Origin of the sequence: Thiocystis violacea (genome assembly GCF_016583575.1) — a bacterium.
Classification (GTDB): Bacteria; Pseudomonadota; Gammaproteobacteria; order Chromatiales; family Chromatiaceae; genus Thiocystis; species Thiocystis violacea.
Window position 1 is genome coordinate 39,720 of the sequence record NZ_NRRG01000015.1, and the last position, 20,129, is coordinate 59,848.

11 protein-coding genes are annotated in these 20,129 nt (G+C 64.8%); 6 read left to right on the forward strand and 5 right to left on the reverse strand.

The genetic code is table 11. The features are described 5' to 3' along the window. Positions 1 to 117 precede the first annotated feature (117 nt). Positions 118 to 816 carry a V-type ATP synthase subunit D gene (locus CKO27_RS09605; RefSeq protein ID WP_200374666.1) on the reverse strand — a complete coding sequence of 233 codons (699 nt, stop codon included), beginning with the start codon at positions 814 to 816 and terminating at the stop codon, positions 118 to 120. Continuing rightward, on the reverse strand, positions 813 to 2,195 hold the full coding sequence (locus CKO27_RS09610; protein ID WP_200374667.1) for a V-type ATP synthase subunit B: 1,383 nt from the start codon (positions 2,193 to 2,195) through the stop codon (positions 813 to 815). Before CKO27_RS09610 ends, CKO27_RS09605 begins: the two co-directional genes overlap by 4 nt. Positions 2,196 to 2,678: 483 nt before the next feature. Between CKO27_RS09610 and CKO27_RS09615 the strand changes: the two genes are divergently transcribed. Then, positions 2,679 to 3,290 (forward strand): hypothetical protein, encoded by a 612-nt coding sequence (locus CKO27_RS09615; protein WP_200374668.1) that lies wholly within the window; start codon positions 2,679 to 2,681, stop codon positions 3,288 to 3,290. A 48-nt stretch (positions 3,291 to 3,338) separates the two neighbouring features. Here the strand turns inward: CKO27_RS09615 and aqpZ are convergent, their stop codons facing one another. Continuing rightward, positions 3,339 to 4,067, reverse strand: a complete 729-nt coding sequence (gene aqpZ, locus CKO27_RS09620) for an aquaporin Z (protein ID WP_200374669.1) — start codon at positions 4,065 to 4,067, stop codon at positions 3,339 to 3,341. A 221-nt stretch (positions 4,068 to 4,288) separates the two neighbouring features. Between aqpZ and CKO27_RS09625 the strand changes: the two genes are divergently transcribed. Beyond that, complete coding sequence (locus CKO27_RS09625) at positions 4,289 to 5,629, forward strand: MFS transporter (protein ID WP_200374670.1); 1,341 nt, start codon at positions 4,289 to 4,291, stop codon at positions 5,627 to 5,629. A gap of 52 nt (positions 5,630 to 5,681) precedes the next feature. Here CKO27_RS09625 and CKO27_RS09630 read toward each other — a convergent pair whose 3' ends face one another. After that, on the reverse strand, positions 5,682 to 8,027 hold the full coding sequence (locus CKO27_RS09630) for a PAS domain-containing sensor histidine kinase (RefSeq protein ID WP_200374671.1): 2,346 nt from the start codon (positions 8,025 to 8,027) through the stop codon (positions 5,682 to 5,684). A gap of 240 nt (positions 8,028 to 8,267) precedes the next feature. Between CKO27_RS09630 and CKO27_RS09635 the strand changes: the two genes are divergently transcribed. From CKO27_RS09635 to CKO27_RS09650, 4 genes are all read left to right on the forward strand, one after another. Continuing rightward, positions 8,268 to 8,846: a response regulator gene (locus tag CKO27_RS09635; RefSeq protein WP_200374672.1), complete on the forward strand. Its 579-nt coding sequence runs from the start codon at positions 8,268 to 8,270 to the stop codon at positions 8,844 to 8,846. Positions 8,847 to 8,948: 102 nt separating this feature from the next. Further along, positions 8,949 to 13,337 carry an EAL domain-containing protein gene (locus CKO27_RS09640; RefSeq protein WP_200374673.1) on the forward strand — a complete coding sequence of 1,463 codons (4,389 nt, stop codon included), beginning with the start codon at positions 8,949 to 8,951 and terminating at the stop codon, positions 13,335 to 13,337. A 51-nt stretch (positions 13,338 to 13,388) separates the two neighbouring features. Beyond that, a complete protein-coding gene (locus tag CKO27_RS09645) occupies positions 13,389 to 17,138 on the forward strand; it encodes an EAL domain-containing protein (protein ID WP_200374674.1) in 3,750 nt (1,249 codons plus the stop codon). A gap of 358 nt (positions 17,139 to 17,496) precedes the next feature. After that, positions 17,497 to 18,213, forward strand: coding sequence for a hypothetical protein (locus CKO27_RS09650; RefSeq protein ID WP_200374675.1), 717 nt, complete (start codon positions 17,497 to 17,499; stop codon positions 18,211 to 18,213). A 268-nt stretch (positions 18,214 to 18,481) separates the two neighbouring features. Here CKO27_RS09650 and CKO27_RS09655 read toward each other — a convergent pair whose 3' ends face one another. Then, on the reverse strand, positions 18,482 to 20,047 hold the full coding sequence (locus CKO27_RS09655) for a cobyric acid synthase (RefSeq protein WP_200374676.1): 1,566 nt from the start codon (positions 20,045 to 20,047) through the stop codon (positions 18,482 to 18,484). Positions 20,048 to 20,129: the final 82 nt, after the last annotated feature.

Genomic DNA, 20,129 nt, shown 5'->3' on the forward strand with positions numbered 1-20,129 from the left:
CGTGAAAAACCCCTCGTAGGATGGGCAGAGCGAGAGCGATGCCCATCCTGTACACTCCGAGACTCAAGATACCTCGTAGCCCATCCACGGATCGAGCCCAGGCCGGATTGAATCGTTTCACAACCTCTCGGACTTTCCGCGAGGGAGGTCCGGGGCGTCACGCAAGATCGATGTTCGATCACCTCCTTCCGGAATCGATGGCTGGTCACGATCACCGCCGAGCCGTGCCCTGATCGCCTCCTCGCGTTCGAGTTCCTCCAGCACCGTTTCGATGCCATTGATCCGTTCCTCGGTCTCCGGTAGGAGCACGTCCTCCAGCGCGCGCGCCCGGCGGGCGGCGCGGGCATAATCGACGCGCAGACGCTCCAGGTTGGCGACCCTGGCCGCCAGACGGGCGGCGCGCGGAACGAGACCGATGAACGCCGCGCGGCAGGCGTCGGCCTCTGGACTCGCGGCGACGCTGACGGCTGGCGGGATTGGAGCCTCGCCCGTCAGACTCGCCTCGTGCAGGGTCACGCCCAGAACGACGCGCGGCTTCAGCTCGATTCGAACGTCCAGATCCTGGACCGGCGGATAGAGCGAAAGCCCCTCGAATCCATGCCGGACGACCGCCGCCTGGAGGGCTTCGGCGGCCTTCGCCTGGTCGGCGTCGAACAACACCTTCTCCCGCTCGTAATCGGCGATCTCGGCCAGGATTTCCGCCGCCAGGATCAGCCGCTTCTCGTCCAGGAATCGATAGCCTTCCCGCAAGCCGATCCGCTCTTCCTTGAGTTCGAGCAGGGCGCTCTGGGTGGGGACGATGGCGTTATCGCTCATCGCAGATGCTCGTGGATCTGGCGGTCGTCCAGGCGATGCAACTCGCCCGAGGGTATGGCGCGCAGGACCGACCAGCCGACCTCCAGACTCTCCTCCAGGGTGCGCGCCTCGTCGCCCTGATTGACGACCAGACGCTCGAAGTCGTCGCCGAAGCTCAGCAACCGCCGATCCTTGTCGGACAGGCCATCCTCGCCGACGACGCTGGCCAGGACGCGGGTCTGCCGGGCCTGGCTGTAGGAGGCGTAGAGTTGCGCCGCGAGCGCCGGATGATCGGCATGGGTGCGGCCCTTGCCGGTGCCGTCCTTCATCAGACGCGAGAGACTCGGCAGCAGGCGGATCGGCGGATAGAGATCACGACGATGCAGGTCGCGGTCGAGGACGATCTGACCTTCCGTGATATAGCCGGTCAGATCCGGGATGGGATGGCTGATGTCGTCGTTGGGCATGGTGAGGATGGGGATCTGGGTGATCGACCCAGGTCGCCCGCGAATGCGCCCCGCCCGTTCGTAAAGGGTCGCCAGATCCGAGTACATGTAACCCGGATAGCCCTTGCGGCTCGGCATCTCGCCACGACTGGCCGAGACCTCGCGCAAGGCTTCGCAGTAGTTGGTGAGGTCGGTCAGGATGACCAGGACATGCTTGCCCTCGGTGAAGGCCAGGTACTCGGCGGCGGTGAGCGCGAACCGCGGGGTCAGGAGACGCTGGGCGCTGGAGTCGCTGGCCAGGTTGAGAAACAGCACCGTGCGCGCGAGCGCCCCGCTCCGCTCCATCTCCTCGCGGAAGAACTCGGCGCTCGCATGCGGGATGCCGATCCCACCGAAGACGATGGCGAAATCCCGTCCCTCGCCATCCTCCTCCGGAAGCCGCGCGTTGCGGGCGATGTCCACCGCGATGCGATCGTGTGGCAGTCCACCGCCCGAGAAGAGCGGGAGCTTCTGACCGCGCACCAGGCTGTTCATGAGATCGATGGCGGTGAAGCCGGTTTCCAGGTACTCGTTCGGCGCCTCCCTGGCCGACGGTTTGATCGGTAACCCATCGACCCGAAAGGCGCGCGCCGCCGCCAGCGGCGGTCCGCCATCGAGCGGCTTGCCGATCCCGTTGAACACCCGTCCCAGCAGTCCGGGACCGACATGGAAGCGCAGTGGCTCGCCGAAAAAGCGTACCCGCGTTCCGCTCAAGGCGAGCCCGGCGGTCTCGTCCAGCATCTCGACCGTGACGGACTCCTCGTCCAGCGCGGCGATGCGCCCGAGGCGCACCGACCCATCCTCGCCCTCCACCTCCACCGCCTCGTTCAGCCCAACGTCCAGACGGCGCTTGAGAAACAGCAAGGGGCCTTCCGCGCGGTAGGCGATGTCTTCTCCGATGAGTCTGGCGTACATGGGCGTCAGTTGTCAGTTGTCAGTTGTCAGTTGTCAGTTGTCAGTTGGAGGATAACCCGTGCTCGGAACGCATCCATGGGGTCGTACCTTTGGATCATAGTTCATGTTGGATCTCGCCAAACGGGACCACGCGAAATCCCAATGATCGAATCGGCGAATCCCCCATGCCGAGTTCGAAGGTAGTGCCTCGATTCGTAGGATGACGACAAACGAGCCTACCCGTGGGAGCGGCTTGCCGCCGCGAAAAACCTCGCGTCGGCGCTCATCGCGGCTAAAAGCCGCTCCCACGAGATTCTATCGATTGGGGCGCTACCAGTTCGAATTTACGTAGTCATACGGATAGCTGCCTGTCCGTTGCTCTATTAGCTTGAAATACTAATGAAACCACCTCCCCGCGCCGGTCGATGCGACCGCGCTGATCGGGTGTTCGAGCGTGCCTCCAGAACCAGCCATCGGCCCCCAATAACCCGCCTAGAGGACTGTTTGCGAGATGTTTCCATCCATCCGATCGATCAGCCGGCCGATGTTGGCCTGGTGGACGACAGGTCTCGCGGGGCGGGCCTCATCCAATCGCGCGAGGCTGGCGGTTGGGCGCTGGCGGCCCATCCTGGGATGAACCGCTTGACCGAGGCTCCACCGAGACCAGATCCATGCGAGGGATGCGCGCGTCTGACGGCGCTCCTGATGGAGGCGGAACGGACCCTCGCGGCCATGCGGGCGGGAGGTCAGGGCCACTCCTCGATCCGCCAGGCGCATCATCCGCGATTCGCCGGGGCTGAGGCGATCGGCGAGACGCGCCTTGATGCCATGACTCCGGAACCGGAACCGGAAAAAAACACGAGCGTCGAGCAGTCGCTCGCACAGGCGAGAGCCGCGGCCGTGAGTTTGCTTGAAGGCGCGATCGCGGCGCACGCCCGAGCCGAGGCGATCGATGTCGAGTTGAAGCGAGAAATCGACCGTCGCAAGCAGGTGGAAGCCTCCTTGCAGGCAACCGAGCAACGGTATCGCCGGATGGTCGAGGCCATCGCCCGCGCCCCCCGCTTATCCCCCGCCGATTTGGAAACCCTGCTCGTCACCGAATCCCCATCCCGTTGAGACAGGGCCTGGCCCCGGACTCAGTCCGGGGCTAGGCCAGGCCGGGAATCAGTCCCGCGCGTCCTGTTCGAACCAACGGTAAATCACTCCCGCCAGCGCCGCGCCGACGATGGGCGCGACCCAGAACAGCCAGAGCTGCGCCAGGGCCTTGCCCTCGCCCGAGAGGGCGAGCACCAGGGCGGGTCCGGTGCTGCGCGCCGGGTTCACCGAGGTATTGGTGACCGGGATCGAGATGAGGTGGATCAGGGTCAGGGTCAGGCCAATCGCCAGGCCGCCGGCGACCGCCGTCCCGCGCTTGTCCGTCACGCCCAGAATGATGAAGAGGAACATCGCGGTCATGACGACCTCGGTGACCAGACCGGCGGTCATGCCATACTTGCCGGGCGACAGCTCGCCATAGCCGTTGACCGCCAGGCTACTGGCGGTCAGGGTGAAGCCCTCGGTGCCGCTCGCGATGAAGAGGATCAGATAGGCCGCCAGGATCGCCCCAACCGTCTGCGCGACGATGTAGGCCGGGGCCTCGGCGAAGCTGAAGCGGCCGCCGACCGCCAGACCGACGGTGACCGCCGGGTTCAGGTGGCAACCCGAGATATGACCGATGGCGTAGGCCATGGTCAGCACGGTCAGACCGAAGGCGAAGGCAACGCCCAAGAGACCGATCCCGATATCATTGGATCCGGCCATGAACACGGCCGCCAGCACGGCGCTACCGCAGCCGCCGAGCACCAGCCAGAAGGTACCGATCAGCTCGGCGATGGAACGCTTCATCAATGTCATTTGGATTCTCCTCGAAGCTTAGCTAATGCGTCATGATCGTGAATGCACGATGCGTCACCAACGGTGGCCACGTATCGTGCGACGCATTCTAGCGGCATATCGCGGCAAACAAGGAAAAAAGTCAGGTATCGGAACCGGCCAGACTCAACCGACCCATGAACAGTGAATGCCATGCCCAGCGACCAGACGACCACCCTCTATACGATCACGAGCCAAACCCCATGAGCACCCGCGCGCGCGCCCCGAAGCGGGAGATCCTCGGCTGGGCGATGTTCGACTTCGCCAACTCGGCCTATACGCTGCTGATCATCACCGTCGTCTTCGGCGATCTCTTCACCCGTGTCATCGTGGGCGACGCGCCGGACTACCGTCTGGGCAACCTGCTCTGGAGCCTGGCCCTGGCCGTCAGTTATCTGCTGGTGGTGGTCGGCTCGCCGGTGGCCGGGGCCATCATGGATTACACCGCGAGCAAGAAGCGCTTTCTGTTCGCCAGCTATCTGCTCACGGTCGTCAGCACGGCGATGCTCTACTGGGCCGAGCCAGGTCTGATCTGGCTCGCGATGCTGCTGCTGATCCTCTCGAACTTCGCCTTCTCGATCGGCGAGTCCTTCATCGCCAGCTTCCTGCCCGATCTCGGCCCGCCGGAGGATCTGGGCAAGATCTCCGGCTTCGGCTGGGCGCTGGGCTATATCGGCGGCATGGTCTCGGCCCTGTTCGTACTTTTCGTGCTCGGCGAGGTCAGCGCCGAGAACTACGAGCGCATCCGCTGGGTCGGACCCTGGACCGCCGCCTTCTTCCTGGTCGCCGCCATCCCGACCTTCCTCTGGGTGCGCGAGCGCGGCCGGCCGAGGCGACTCCCCACCGGCATGACCTATGCGCGGCTCGGCTTCGATCGGGTCGGACAGACCCTGGGGCATCTGCGCGTGCATCGCGACCTGGCGGTGCTGCTGGTGGCAGTCTTCTTCTCGATGGGCGGCATCGGCATCATCATCACCTATGCCTTCATCTATGGGGCGCAGGTGATTGGCTGGAACGAATCGGTGCGCACACTCATGTTCGTCCTGGTGCAACTCACCGCCGCGGCCGGCGCCTTCGGCTTCGGCTACATCCAGGACCGGCTCGGCGCGCTGCGGACCTACCGGATCACCCTGGTCCTGTGGATCCTGGCGATCCTGCTTATCTATCTCACGCCCTGGCTGGCCGTGGTGGCGCGCGAGCGGTTCGGACTCGACTGGGAGGCCCAGCACATCTTTCTGGTCGTGGGATGCGTCGCCGGGATGAGTCTCGGGGCCTGCCAGTCCACCACCCGGACCCTGATCGGTCTCTTCTCGCCGCTCTCGCGCTCGGCCGAGATGTTCGGATTCTGGGGGCTTTCCATGAAGCTGGCCGGGGTCTTCGGCCTGCTGGCCATCGGTCTGCTGCAAGCCCTGTTCGGTCTGCGCGAGGCCATGCTCTTCTGCGTCCTACTCTTCGTCGCCGCGCTGCTGGTCGCGCGCGGGATCGACGAGACGCGCGGACGGGCGATCGCGGCCGAGCATGACGCGGGCCGGGGGATTTGGTGAGCCTTGACCGGCTTCCGTCGGTACCGGGTGCTTGGGATGATGGGTCACGCGGCTACTCGGTATCCGTGCCGGTCATAGGATCCACCGGCGGCAACAGCAGATGGAAGGCGCTGCCCTGCCCGAGCCGCGAGCGAACCAGGACGTGTCCCTCATAGGTGCGCGTCAATCCGGCGACCACGGCCAACCCCATCCCGGACCCATCGCCCACCGCCTTGGTGGTGAAAAAGGGCTGGAAGACCAGATCCAGGTGCTCGCTGGGAATGCCGCCGCCGGTATCGGAGACGATCAGTTCGACCCAATCACCATCGACTGGCTCGGCACAGACGAGGCATTCCAGACCATCGTCCAGGCGGGAGGCACGCAGGGTCACGCCGAGCACGCCTCCCTCCGGCATGGCGTCCCTGGCGTTCAGGGCCAGGTTCATCAGGATTTGCTGGAAATGCGGCGGGTCGACCCTGACCCTGAGCGGCGTGTCCGGCAGCTTGAGGCGGATGTCCAGATTGGCCGGCAGGATCGGCCGTAGCATCCGCATGACCTCCTCGACCATGGGCGCGAGCGGGAGTGGACGGGCCTTGGCGGTGCGATCGCCGCGAGAAAAGATCAGGAGCTGCCGGACCAGATCGCGGGCGCGGGTGCCGGCAATATCGATCTGCTCCAGATAGGCGTCGAGCTTGGCGTCGGCGCCGCCATGGCGCCGCCTGGCCAGTTCGGCGAATCCCAGCACACTCCCCAGGATATTGTTGAAATCGTGAGCGATGCCTCCGGTGAGCCGCCCGATGGCCTCCATTTTCTGTGTCTGGATGAGCGCTTGCCGCAAGCGTCGGGGCTCGCTGACGTCGCGCTGCGAACCCATGTAGCCGACCAACCGGCCTTCCTCGTCGCGCAAGGGAGAAACCCAAAACTGGCAGTGAAACAGCGAGCCATCCTTGCGTCGGTTGATCGCCTCGCTGAACACCTCCTGGCCGGACTCCAGCCGGCGATAGAGGTTGGTCTGATGGGCGACCGAATCCGGTTCCGCGTTGAGCCGATCCGGCCTCTGGCCCCGCAACTCATCGAGCGACCAACCGAACATCGTCTGAAAGGCGGCATTCAGATAGGTGACGCGGAAGGCGACGTCGGTCAGCAGGATCGCCTCGCGCGACTGCTCCACGACAAAGGACAGGGTATGCAAACGCGCCGCCGCGGCCTTGCGATCGGTGATGTCGCGCACGGTCGCGATCACCTCCCCGGCCCCCGAGCGCACCATGCGCGCCTCCCACTCCCGCCGACCGCGTCCGGGGATCTCCAGGGCGTATTCGAACTCCTGAAACCCGGACGAGGCGAGCGTGGCGGCGATCTTGTCCTCGATCAGATCGGCGAACGCGGTGGGCGTGATGTCTCGAACGCGCTGGCCGATCAGGTCCGTATCCTGGACCATCAATTCCTCGCGGTTCGCCTTGTAGTCCAGATAGACGCCCGCGCGATCGAGACGGAACATGAGATCCGGCATGGCGTCCAGGAGGGCACGGGCGCGCTGCTCGCTGTCGCGCACGGCCAGTTCCGCCGCGACGCGCTCGGTGACGTCGCGGATAGTGACCAGGATGCCGATCACCGCGCCCTCGTCGCCACGATGCGGCGTGTAGGTCGACTCCATGTGTTTCGCGACACCAGGGGCGACAAGGATCTCATCGACGAACGACAACGCCTCGCAGCCGCCATCGAGACAGCGCTGGAGGCGCGCCTTGAGCTTGGTCTCGAACAACTCCCGGCCCACGACATCCTCGACGCGCTTGCCCAGAACCGCTTTCGCGGATCGCCGCCAGAGTCGCGCATAGGCGACATTGACCACCCGATATCTGAGCGCGCGATCGATGAAGACCAGGGCATCGCTGCTCGCCTCCACCATGTCCCGATAGCACTTCAGCTCGGCCTCGGTGGTCAGGCGCTCCCTGACATCCTCGAAGGCCAGACACAGCCGGACCTCGCCCAGCGTATCCCGCGGTGGGACCATGGAGATCCGCGCGTCGTTCGCGCGCGTGGCAAGCTCCGCCGCAAGGGATCCGCTCAAATCCCGAACCAGCAGGACGTGCCGGATGTCCGGCTCGCACAGGGTGCGCAGCGAGAGGCGTATCCGCCGTTCCAGGGGTTGGCCATCCTCGCGAACCCTCAGATCGAGGTGATCGAGCGTCGCGAGTGCTTGCCGCAATTCCTCAGGATCGCTCGCGCACCGCCGACTCAGTCGTTCCCAGAAGCGCGCGATCGGCGCCCCCAGGGACGGCGGTTCGATCAGGCCGAGCCATCGCGCGAAGTCCTCGCTCGCGCCGACGATCTCGCCTCCCGCCTCCCAGCACAGATATCCGCCCGGCCCCCATTCGCGCAGCACCAGGTTCAGCAGCGAAGCCGTTCGAGAGTCGATCATGAGCCTACCCAAGCAATGAATCCGCGGTGATGTCGTAAGGCCCCGGACCTGGAGCGGTCCAGTCGTCCAGGGGTTCGATTCCGGCGTCGAACCTGATCCAGGTCAGGCAATCCTCGACGCCCTCCCTCGGGAGCCCCATTCCGAATCGATACTATCGGTAAAATCGCTCGAATCGATAACTTCATTCTCGCGGCCAAGGCGAGGGGTAAGGATATGTCGCCCAGACGCTTATTGACTCCCATGGAAGCCGCCAGCCTGCTCGGCGTCTCGCCCGCCACGCTTCGGGTCTGGGCTCGCAAGGGCGAGTTGCCGTCTCACGCCACCCCCGGCGGACATCGCCGATTCGCCCACGCGGATCTGGCCCTGTTCGCGCGCCAGCGCGGGATGACGCGGCTCTCGGCCGCCCCGGAGCCTCTGCGCATCTTGCTGGTGGAGGACGATCCGCAGTTCGCGCTCTTCATCCAAGAGGCCCTGGGAACGCTCGATCCAGCACCCGAGGTGGAAACCGCGCGCGAGGGCTTCGAGGCCGGACGGCGGCTCCAGCGTTTTCAGCCCAACCTGATCCTGCTCGACCTGATGCTGCCCGGCCTCGACGGCTTCGCCATTTGCCAGGGGTTGCGCCGCGATCCGGAGACCCGCCGTCTGCGCGTGATCGCCATGACGGGCTACGACACACCCGAAAACGTCACCCGCATCCTGGACGCGGGGGCGGAGGCCTGTCTCTCCAAGCCCTTTCGCACAAGCGAATTGCTGGGGGCCATCCTGGGTGCGCGCAATCGCTCCGAGCAACCGGCGCCCAGCCTCGCCGCCCCGATCTAGTGCGCGGGAGAGACGCATCCAGCCATGCCGAGCGCGTCGTCGAGACCGCCCCGGCGGTCCAGAGTTCACCATGCCGTTGAGAGTCAGGCTCCTGGTGGTCGTATGAAAAAAACACCCGTCGAACAGGTCGACCAGACCCAGCGCGAAGCACTCCAGGAGGCGCTCGACACCCCAGCCGACGCCTATCGCGAGCGCGCCCTCGCGGCGTTGCGCCAGAAGCGCTTCGATCTCGCCGATCGGTTCCTGCGAACCGACGATATCGAAGTGCGCGAGCTGGTCGAGAACCTGCGCGTCCATCAGGCCGAGCTTGAGATTCAGAACGACGAGCTGATGCACGGCCAGCGCCAGACTCAAGAGGCGCTGGCGCGATTCGCGTCCCTATTCCAGGGTCTGCCGGTCGCCGGACTGGTGATCGATCGTCAGGGGCTGGTCAAGGAAACCAACGCCGGCGCGCAAGCCTTGTTCGGGCTGGATCGCTCCTATCTGCGCCATCATTTCTTCTCGCGACTGATCGCCGAGTGCGACCGGGAGCGGGTGATCGGCGCCTGGACGCCACTCGCCGCCGGTCGGTCATTGCACTTGACGGACGTCCGCTTCAAGAACGCGGACGCCGGCGGCTTCATCGGCGATCTGCATCTCGCGCCGCTACCCGAATCCCAGGATGAAGCGGCGCATTTCGTCTGTGTCGTGATCGACCGCCGCGAGGCGACGGAACAACGTCTCACCGTCATCGCGACGACCGAACGGCTGCGGCACAGCGAGGCCGACCTCCAGGGGCGGCTCCGGGAGTTGGCCGCGCTGCACCATGTCCTCGCCGAAACCAGCCATGCCGATCGACCGACCGAGGAGGTGCTGCGGCGTCTGGTCGAACATCTCCCCGCGGCCTGGAGGTTCCCCGCGCTGGCCGAGGCCAGCATCCGCTTGCCCGAGATCACGCTCGCGACCCCCGGTTTCCGCCCGACTCAATGGACGCTGCGCTCTGGCGTTCCGCTCGCGAGCGGGCTGGAGGGCGAGATCCGCATCGCCTATCGCGAGCAACCGCCGGAAACCGAGGATCTGTTCTTCCTGGACGAGGAACAGACGCTGCTCGACACCATCGCCACCCACGTCGCCGTCTTTCTCGACCGCCGACATGACGAGGAGCTGTTGCGCGAGAGCCGGGAGAATTTTCGGGTACTCGCCGAGTACAGCCCGGATTGGGAATATTGGCTCGGTCCCGCCGGTGGCTATCGCTACGTCTCGCCGGCCTGCGCCCGCCTCACCGGTTACGGCCCCGAGGCCTTCATCGCGGATCCAGACCTGCTCGGCCGGCTCGTTCACCCGGACGATCGAGCGAGCTGGATCCGGCACAACGCCAAGGGCGCGCGGCCCCAGGACGGAGATCGGGATGGACTGGAATTCCGCCTGCTCGCACGCGACGGCCAGGAACGCTGGATCGAGAACGTTCGCGGCCCGGTCATCTCGACGGACGGCCGTTATCTTGGGCAGCGCGGCGTCAACCGGGATATCACCGAGCGCAAGCGGGCCGAGGCGCTCGCCGCCCGCATGGCCAATCTCTACAACACCTCCAGCGCTTGCAGTCAGGCCATGGTGCGCTGCAAGGATGAAGACAGCCTGCTGCGCGAGATCTGCCGGATCGCCGTGGTCCTCGGTGGCATCAAGGTCTGCGCGATCGCGCTCGGCGCGCCGGAGGCGGAGGATCCGCGCCTGGTCGTCGTCCAGGGCCTGAGCCTGGAGGCCGCGCGGACACTGGTGGCGGCCAGCGCGCGAGCGGGCTCCGGCAGGACGCGGAACGCGCCAGAGGGCGAGACATCGGAATATGCCGCCCAACTTGAGCGCGAGGGACTGCGCTCGGCCGCCATCCACCCCCTGTCGCAGGCCGGGCGGCCGATCGGGGCGATGTATTTCTATGACGACGATCCCTCCTTCTTCGCGCCCGATACCGTCCGCTTGCTCGATGAGATGTCGGCGGACGTTTCCTTCGCGCTCGACGTCATCGCCCAGGAACGCGCCAGCCGTGAGGCCGAGGCGGCCATCGCCGAGCACGAGCGGTATCTGTCGGCGATCTTCCGCTCGGCCCAGGTCGGCATCGGGGTTTCGCAGGGGGGCGTCATCCGCGAGGTCAACGCCTATCTCTGCGAGCTTCTGGGCTATGCGCGCGAGGAACTGATCGGTCGCGAGACACAACGGCTCTATTGCGACGAAGAAATCTATCAGGCCGTTGGCCGCCTGATCCATGCGCGCGAGGCGCTGGCCGAAACCCGCACGCTCGAAACGCAATGGCAGCGGCGGGACGGTCTTCGGCTGGACGTCCTGTTGAGCGCCTCCCCCCTCGTGGCCAACAATCCAGAACGGGGTCTGGTCTTCACGGTGCTGAACATGACAGAACGAAAGGGGTTCGCGGACGCCTTGCAACGCAGCCAGGATTTTCTCAACGCGACCGGCCGCATGGCCAAGGTGGGCGGCTGGGAGTTCTATCCATCGACCCGTGAGTTGCATGTCACCCAGGTCGCTCGCGAGCTTCTGGGTCTTCCGCCGGAGCGTTCGCTTCGCGCCACGGAGGCGATGCGGCTCGTCCATCCGAACGATCGGCCCAAACTGCGCGCGGCCAACCAGCGCGCGCTGTCGGCCGGTCAGGACTACGACCTCCAGATCCGTCTGATCCTTGACGGCGATCTCGAGGCCGAGCGCGGTGTCTGGATCCAACTGACCTGCCAACCGGCGCTTCAGGACGGCAAGGTCATCAAGCTGCTGGGCGCCATTCAGGACATCAGTGCGCGGATGGAGGCCGATAAATCGCTGCGCCAGGCCGCGCGGGTCTTCGAGAGCACGGCGGAAGGGGTCATCATCACGGATCCGCACGAGTGCATCCTGGCCGTCAATCGGGCCTTCACCGAGATCACCGGCTATCGGGAAGAGGAGATCCTCGGCAAGACGCCGCGCCTGCTGCAATCCGGGCGTCACGACAAACGTTTCTATCAGGCGCTGTGGAGCGAGCTGAAACGCACCGGGCTATGGCGTGGCGAAATCTGGAATCGTCACAAGAGCGGCGAGATCTACCCCGAGCTGATGACCATCAGTGCCGTGCTGGACGGCTCCAACGAGCTGACGCACTACGTTGGCGTCTTCCGGGACATCAGCCACATCAAGCGCTCCGAGAAGCAGCTTGAATTCCTGGCCCATCACGACCCGCTCACCGGCCTGCCCAATCGCAGCCTGTTTCAGGCGCGCCTCGAACATTGTCTGCGACGCGCGAGCCGCCACGCACGACGTGTCGGGCTGCTGTTCATCGATCTCGACCGCTTCAAGATCATCAACGACACGCTGGGTCATCCGATCGGCGACGGGCTGCTCAGGACGGTCGCCGAGGCGCTGGCGGCTCAGGTGCGCTCGGAAGACACCATCGCCCGTCTCGGCGGTGACGAGTTCGTCGTCATCCTGGAGGACATTCAAACCGAGGCGGACGCGACGCTCTTCGCTCAACGCCTGCTCCTGACGGTCTTCGATCAGCCCTTCCGGGTCGGGGTGCGCGAGATCTTCGTGACCGCGAGCATCGGTATCAGCGTCTATCCCCGCGACGGGGAGGATATCGACACCCTGCTGCGGCGCGCGGACATCGCCATGTATCAGGCCAAGGCGCTCGGACGTAACGCCTTCGTCCCCTTCGACCCGTCCATGGACGAAGGCGCCGCGGACCGTTTTCGCCTGGAGAACGATCTGCGCGGCGCGCTGCAACGCCAGGAGTTCCTGATCCACTATCAGCCACAGTTCGGCCTGGGCGACCTGCGCCTGATCGGCGTCGAGGCGCTGTGCCGCTGGCGCCATCCGGAACTCGGCATGATTTCTCCGACGACCTTCATTCCACTGTGCGAGGACATCGGAATCATCGACGCGCTCGGCGCCTGGGTGCTGGAGGAAAGCGCCCGCCAGATCCTCGCCTGGGATGGAATGGGATTCCGCGTGCCGCGGATCGCCGTCAACCTCTCGGTTCACCAACTCGAGGGCGGCGGACTGGTCGAACAGGTCCGCCAGATCCTGGCCCTGTCCGGCATCGAGCCGGGACGTCTGGAGCTCGAGGTCACGGAGTCGATGATCATGCGTCAACCCGAGCGCGCCATCCTGGCCCTGGAGGAACTGCGATCGCTTGGCGTGACGCTCGCCGTCGATGACTTCGGGACCGGCTACTCGTCGCTGGCCTATCTGAAACGCCTGCCGCTCAATCGGCTCAAGATCAACCGTTCCTTCGTCGAGCACCTCACGCTGGATATCAACGACGATGCCATCGTGCGCGCCATCATCGCGCTTGGCACGAGCCTGGGTCTGGAAACGATCGCCGAAGGTGTCGAGACCCAGGAGCAGGCGGATTTCCTGCTCCGGGCGGGCTGTCTGGAGGTTCAGGGCTATCTCTTCGGTCGGCCCCTGGCGCCGTTCGACCTGGAGACCGGCTGGGCCGACGCGCGTTCGCTCCTATCGCCGTTCGCGACGCCTTGAACCCTCGGCCCGACCTGAAGGCCCACGACGCCTGGCCCCCTGATGAACGCTATGACGAAGTCCATTGGCATGTCCCGACTCCAGCTCAAACTCTGGCTAGGCATTGGCGCGGCCCTGCTGATCGGGCTGGTGGTCATGCAGATCGATCACTACCAAGCGACACGCCAGAGCGTCGAGGACGCGGTTCTCATCGAGGCGAGAACCATCCGCACGGTGCTCATGGCCGCGCGCCACGTCCAAGAGAAAACCTTCGCCGAAACCGGACTGCCGGTCACGGACCAAACCATTGGACTACTGCCCGTGCACGCGCTGGCGCGCTTCTCCCAGGACATAGGCCAGTGGTATCCATCGGGTCATGAGGTCAGGATCGCCAGTCGGGAGAGCCGCGACCCCGACAATCGGCCGGACGCGATCGAGTCCGAGGCGATCGCCTTCTTTCAGCAAAACCCCGACCAGGAAGAGCACCTGACGCCCTTCACAAGCCCCGAGGGCCGGCGCTTCTACGTCTATACGCAACCCATCCGGGCCGAGGCCGCTTGTCTGGCCTGCCACGGCGATCCAGGCGCCTGGCCCGCGGGGATCGGCGCCCGCTTCAAGCCCGCCACCGGCTATGTCGAGGGCGATATGCGCGCCATCCTGAGTATCCGGTTGCCGGTCGAGGAGATCGAGCGGCGTGCCGACAGCCTGTTCCGGCGCTCCATGCGCGATCATCTGCTGATCTTCCTGATGCTCTTCGCCGTCACCGGCGGACTGATTCAGTATTTCGTCATCGGCAGGCTCCGGCGCATTCGCAACGCCACCGCGGAACTGGCGCGTGGCCATTACGCGGCGCGGGTGCGCGTAGAGGGCCGGGACGAACTCGCCGACCTGGCCACCGCCTTCAACCGCATGGCCGATCGGATCGACCAGCGCGACCAGCAACTGCGCGAGGCCCAGACCTACGCGCATCTTGGACATTGGCGGCTGGACGCGAAAACCATGACCGCGGAATGGTCCGAGGAAATCCATCGTCTGTTCGGTCTCCCGCCGGAGACACCCGCCGGCATCGAGACCCTGCGGCGGGTATTGCATCCCGAGGATGCCCAGTCGGTCCTGGAGGCCATCCAAGCCAGCCTCGCGACAGGGCTCGAATACGATAGCGACTATCGGATCCTCGGGCCGGATGGCGAGATCCGCTGGATCAACTGCCGCGCGCGCCCCCGGTTCGATGAACAGGGCGCGGTGACCCATCTGGAAGGCTTTCTCCAGGACATCAGCGCCCGCAAGGCCACGGAGCTGAGACTGGCGGAGAGCGAGGAGCGTCTGCGCGTCGCCATGGAGAGCATGCGCGATGCCTTCGTCATCTTCGATAGCCGCGACGACAGCATCACCGCCTGGAATCCGGCCGCCGAGCGGATGTTCGGTTACAGCGCCGACGAGGCCCTGGGACGCAACCTGCATGCGTTGATCGCTCCGGCGTCCTACCAAGGGGCGGCCGATCGCGGACGCCGCCATTTCGCCGCCACCGGCGAGGGATCGGCCGTCGGCAAGACCATCGAACTCGAGGGACGTCGCAAGGACGACGAACTCTTTCCCGTCGAGCTGTCGCTCTCGACGATGCGCCTAGGCGATCGCCGGCTCGGCATCGGGATCGCCCGCGACATCAGCGAACGCAAGGAGGCCGAGCGCCGGCTGCGCGCGCGTGAACAGACGCTTGGCAGCATCTTCCGGGCCGCGCCCATCGGTATCGGACTGGTCGTCGATCGCGTGATCCGCGAGGTCAACGAGACCTTCTGCGCCATGCTCGGCTACGCGCGCGACGAACTCATGGGTCGGAGCGCACGGATCCTCTATCCCGACCAGGCCGAATTCGAGCGGGTCGGACGCGAGAAATATCAACGGATCCGGGAGTCGGGCACGGGAAGCATCGAGACCCGGATGCAATGCAAGAACGGCGAGCGGATCGAGGTTCTCCTGAGTTCCTCGCTCCTCGACAAGGAGGATCCGAGCGCCGGCGCCACCTTCACCGCGCTCGACATCACCGAGCGCAACCGCTCCGAACGCGCCCTAGAGGGCGAGCGCGCCTTCCTGCAGCATGTGATCGATGGGATCGATGACCCGCTTCTGGTCATCGGCGCCGATTACCGGGTGATGCGGATGAACCGGGTGGCGCGCGAAACCATCGCCGACACCGGACTCACCGAGTCCTGCCTCAAATGCCATCGGATATCGCACGGCCGCGAGCTACCCTGCTCCGGCGAGGATCATCCCTGTCCGCTGGAACAGGTTCTCCAGACCGGCCTTCCCTGCAAGCTGATGCACAACCACCGCGCCCGAGATGGTTTCGCGCGGACCTTCGAGGTCGCCGCCAGCCCCTTGCGGGACGAGGCCAACCAGATCCTCGGCATCATCGAGGTCTCGCGCGACATCACCGACCACCTGGCCTTGCTCGCGCGGATCGAGGAGAAGGATCTCAGCTACGCGCACCTCGCCCAGCACGACGCCCTGACCGGGCTGCCCAACCGCCTGCTGTTCGCCGACCGTCTGAGCCAGGCGATTCATGGCGCCCACCGGCGCCGCGCCAAGCTCGGCGTGCTCGTTATCGACCTGGACGGCTTCAAGCAGATCAACGACAGCTTCAATCACAGCTATGGCGACAAGGTTCTCCAGGCGGTCGCCGGACGTCTGCGCTCACTGTTCCGGGAAGACGATACCATCGCGCGCATGGGCGGCGACGAGTTCGCGGTCATCCTCGGCCAGATTCGCGACGACGCCGACGCCGCCGTGGTGGCGCGCAAGATTCTGAAGCTCTTCGGCGACTCCTTCGAGATCCAGGGCCACGATCTCTTTCTTGGCGCCTGTATCGGCATGAGCCTATACCCCGACCACGGAACGACCGTGGACGAGTTGGTCCGCAACGCCGATGCCGCGCTGCACCGCGCCAAGGAAGAGGGCCGCAACAGCTACCAGTTCTACGCGCGCGAGCTGACCGCCAAGGCGTTCGAACGCGTGCTGCTCGAAGCCAATCTTCACCAGGCGGTCGTCAACGATGAACTGGTGCTCCACTACCAGCCCCAGCTCGATCTCGCCAGTGGCGCGGTGTGCGGCATGGAGGCGCTGGTCCGCTGGCGGCACCCAGGGATGGGGCTGGTCTCGCCCGCCAAGTTCATCCCACTGGCGGAAGAATCGGGCATGATCATCCCGATCGGCGAATGGGTACTGCGGGAGGCCACGCGCCAGATGAAGTCGTGGCAGGACGCGGGGTTCATCCAGCCCAGCGCCCAGATGAGCGTGAATCTCTCGGCCAAGCAGTTCGAACAGGAAGACCTGATCGACATGATCGAGTCGGTACTGGCCAAGGTCGGGCTCGACCCAACCACACTGGAGCTGGAAATCACCGAATCCACCATGATGCAATCGCCGGAATCGACATCACGGCGCCTGTCGCGGCTGCGTCAACTGGGCGTCAAGGTAGCGATCGACGACTTCGGAACCGGTTACTCGTCCCTGAGTTATCTCAAGGCGCTACCCCTGACCAAGCTCAAGATCGATCAGTCGTTCGTCTCCGACATCCCCAACGACATCAACAACGTCGCCATCGCCAAGGCCATCATCGGTCTCGCCAAGAGCCTCTCGCTCGATGTCCTGGCCGAGGGAGTGGAAACCCCGGCCCAGGAATCCTTCCTGATACGCGAAGGCTGTCGGATCGGCCAAGGCTTTCTCTTCTCCAAACCGCTCGGCCGCGAGGCATTCGAGGCGTTTCTCGGCGACCACCAGGCACGCAAGGAGTCGGTTTCCTTGCAGGAGTCGGTGCCGGGATGAGATGGGTGGGGTAGTGCCTCGATTCGTAGGATAACGACAAACGAGCACAGCCGTGGGAGCGGCTTGTAGCCGCGAAAAACCTCGCGTCGGCGCTCATCGCGGCTAAAAGCCGCTCCCACGAAATCTTATCGATTGGGGCGCTACCCAGTCTTCCAGGCAGCGATTGACCTGGGCCCGTTCAAAAACCGCTTCAGTAACTCCACCGTCGGCCGTTAATCGCTATTGATGTGCAAAACATCTCAGCAACGAGCAACAAACGGCTCGCGTGGACAGGGAAACGTGATTGTATTCTCGATTTTCACTAGAGAGCCTCAATACAATCGCTCTGTTCGTGGATTTTCATTTCGGAGCATCTGTCATGTCGAAATATTTCAGCATCCTTCTCGCCGCCTGTCTCACCCTGATCCCCTTTGCGAGCTATTCCGCAGCCTACAGTTACTCAATGAAGATCACCGCATCCAAGCCCAAGGGCAGTGCGGCCGACGCGGTCGGAAAACAGAAAAACTTGCCCACGTCAACCTCTTATACCCCCTGCACGACAGATAAGTTAGACGCGCTCTCCTTCAAGATGGTTTACAACGCGGGCAAGGCTTACCTAGATGCCACGGCTCCAACACAGGATGTCTATTTATTCTTCTATAACCCCAATGCCCTCGGCGCCTCGGCCGATAATGCGGCAAACCCTGACAATCCCTTCAGTCCTCCTTGCAAGGACGCCAATGACCTCCCCGTCCCCTGTGATCCGAAGATCTGGGCCTTGGTGCGTACCGCATATGGCTTCAACCAGATCACCATGATACCGCTCGCGGACGTGAGCGATATCGATCCTGTGAAACATATCTATCTGTCTGCCTTTGAAAATCTCGGTGGAACAGTCACTGATATACTGCTGCGCTCCTATGTATCATTCGACGATCTGCACTCGGGCATCTGGGGACTGGTCGGCATCGTCGCGGACTCAGCCGCCACACCGGATTTTGCCGATCAATCGACTTGGACCGCCTGGGACGTGGAAACCTTTGTCGTCGGCGCACCCTGGACGGATGACTTGAATCCTGTTGCCTGCGATAAATAGCCGCCAAAGCCTCAACTATCTGACGACAGGCCGCCCTATTCGTCGGGACGGCCTGTCAGCGCGACTGAAAACACGCCGCCTTAAACGTCCGATCCAGCGGCTGATGGCGCGGCTTGATGGGCGAATCTCTCGCCCTTTGGCCACAATGAGAATTGTTGGTGACAGGAGCGAAAAGGCGAAATAAGGCCGCCTATTCGGCTCTATCCGGGAATCGATCGCCATTCACCACGATTGCCGCCTATCGGATCCTACCGAGAAGCCTCCGAACTCAGCGGGCCAGCTTGAGCAGGGCGTCCAGGTCCAGGCAGGCCTCGCAGTGGTCGGCGAGGGCGTCGAGGGCGGCTTCGGTGCGGGCTTCGAAATCGAGCCCCGAGGATAGGGCGCCGACCTGTTCCAGCCAGTGGGCGCGGAAGGCGTCCGCGCCGAAGATGCCGTGCAGATAACCGCCCATGACGCGGCCGTCCGGGCTGATGGCGCCCTCGGGACGCGGGTCTCCCCCGTCCACGAGCCTAAGCCAGGGGCGCTCCAGTCCCGCTCCGCTGGTGCGCCCCATGTGCATCTCATAACCGGTGATCCGGCAGCCGCTGCGCCGGTCCTCTCCGTCGATCTCGATCAGACGTTTATCACCGCCGATCTCGGTTTCGATGTCGAGCAGGCCAAGCCCGAGCGTCTCGCCCGGATCGCCCTCGATGCCCAGGGGATCACGCACGACACGGCCAAGCATCTGAAAACCGGCGCAGAGTCCGACGACGCGCCCGCCCCGGCGAACGTGGGCGAGGATGTCGATATCCCAGCCCTCGCGACGCAGCACGTCCAGATCCGCGCGGGTGGTCTTGGATCCGGGCAGGATGATCACGTCCGTCTCGGCGGGAATGGGTTGACCGGGATTGATCCAGCGCAGGTTGACGCTGGGCTCGGCGGCGAGCGGATCCATGTCGTCGAAATTGGCCACCCGCGACAGACGCGGAATGGCGACGTTGAGGGTGCCACCGCTGGTCTCGGCGGGGCGCTCCAGCGCCAGCGAATCCTCCGCCGGCAGCCGGGCCGCGCCCTCGAACCAGCGCACCATGCCGACGAAGGGCCAGCCGGTGTGTTCGGTGATGGTCACGCAAGCCGGTTCGAAGAGCGAGAAGTCGCCTCTGAATTTGTTGACGATATAGCCCACGACCCGGTCGCGGTCGGCCTGATCCAACAGCAGCCAGGTACCGACCAGCGAGGCCATGGTCCCGCCCTTGTCCAGATCGCCGAGCACCACCACCGGCGCCCCTGCGCGCTCGGCGAAGTGCATGTTGGTGATGTCGCTCTTGCGCAGATAGATTTCCGCGCCACTGCCGGCACCCTCGATCAGCACCAGATCGGCCTCGGCGCAGAGGCGCTCGAAGCTGTCCATCACGGCCGGCATCAGGCCATGGCGCATCTCGTGATAGACCCGCGCCGGGCAGTTGCCGAGGGCGCGCCCGCGCAGCACCACTTGCGAGCCGATATTGGTCTGGGGCTTGAGGAGCACCGGGTTCATATGGATGGAGGGCGGCACACCGCAGGCGCGCGCCTGCAGCGCCTGGGCGCGCCCGATCTCGCCGCGCGGAGTCTCGCCGTCCGGACCCGGCCGGGCGTCGGTATCCATGGTGACAGCCGCGTTGTTGCTCATGTTCTGCGCCTTGAAGGGGCGCACCACCAGCCCGCGTCGCGCATAGGCCCGACAGAGACCGGCGACCAACAGGCTCTTGCCGACATCGGAGGCGGTGCCCTGGATCATGAGCACGCGGGCGCGGCGCGGGCCGCTATCTTGCATCGGGGGCAGGTCGATGGTGATGGTGGGAGCGGAATCGGTCATCGGTTCGGTCTCGAAACGAAAAGGCCCGTATTCACCATCCTTGGCGAATACGGGCCGAATGAATAATGGACTCTCAGCTTTC

Bases quoted from the DNA above. Each gene is read 5' to 3' on its own strand.
- aqpZ (WP_200374669.1), bottom strand. From the start codon at position 4,067: ATGACATTGATGAAGCGTTCCATCGCCGAGCTGATCGGTACCTTCTGG.
- CKO27_RS09635 (WP_200374672.1), top strand. From the start codon at position 8,268: ATGGAAGCCGCCAGCCTGCTCGGCGTCTCGCCCGCCACGCTTCGGGTC.
- CKO27_RS09645 (WP_200374674.1), top strand. From the start codon at position 13,389: ATGACGAAGTCCATTGGCATGTCCCGACTCCAGCTCAAACTCTGGCTA.
- CKO27_RS09625 (WP_200374670.1), top strand. From the start codon at position 4,289: ATGAGCACCCGCGCGCGCGCCCCGAAGCGGGAGATCCTCGGCTGGGCG.
- CKO27_RS09650 (WP_200374675.1), top strand. From the start codon at position 17,497: ATGTCGAAATATTTCAGCATCCTTCTCGCCGCCTGTCTCACCCTGATC.
- CKO27_RS09630 (WP_200374671.1), bottom strand. From the start codon at position 8,027: ATGATCGACTCTCGAACGGCTTCGCTGCTGAACCTGGTGCTGCGCGAA.
- CKO27_RS09655 (WP_200374676.1), bottom strand. From the start codon at position 20,047: ATGACCGATTCCGCTCCCACCATCACCATCGACCTGCCCCCGATGCAA.
- CKO27_RS09610 (WP_200374667.1), bottom strand. From the start codon at position 2,195: ATGTACGCCAGACTCATCGGAGAAGACATCGCCTACCGCGCGGAAGGC.
- CKO27_RS09640 (WP_200374673.1), top strand. From the start codon at position 8,949: ATGAAAAAAACACCCGTCGAACAGGTCGACCAGACCCAGCGCGAAGCA.
- CKO27_RS09605 (WP_200374666.1), bottom strand. From the start codon at position 816: ATGAGCGATAACGCCATCGTCCCCACCCAGAGCGCCCTGCTCGAACTC.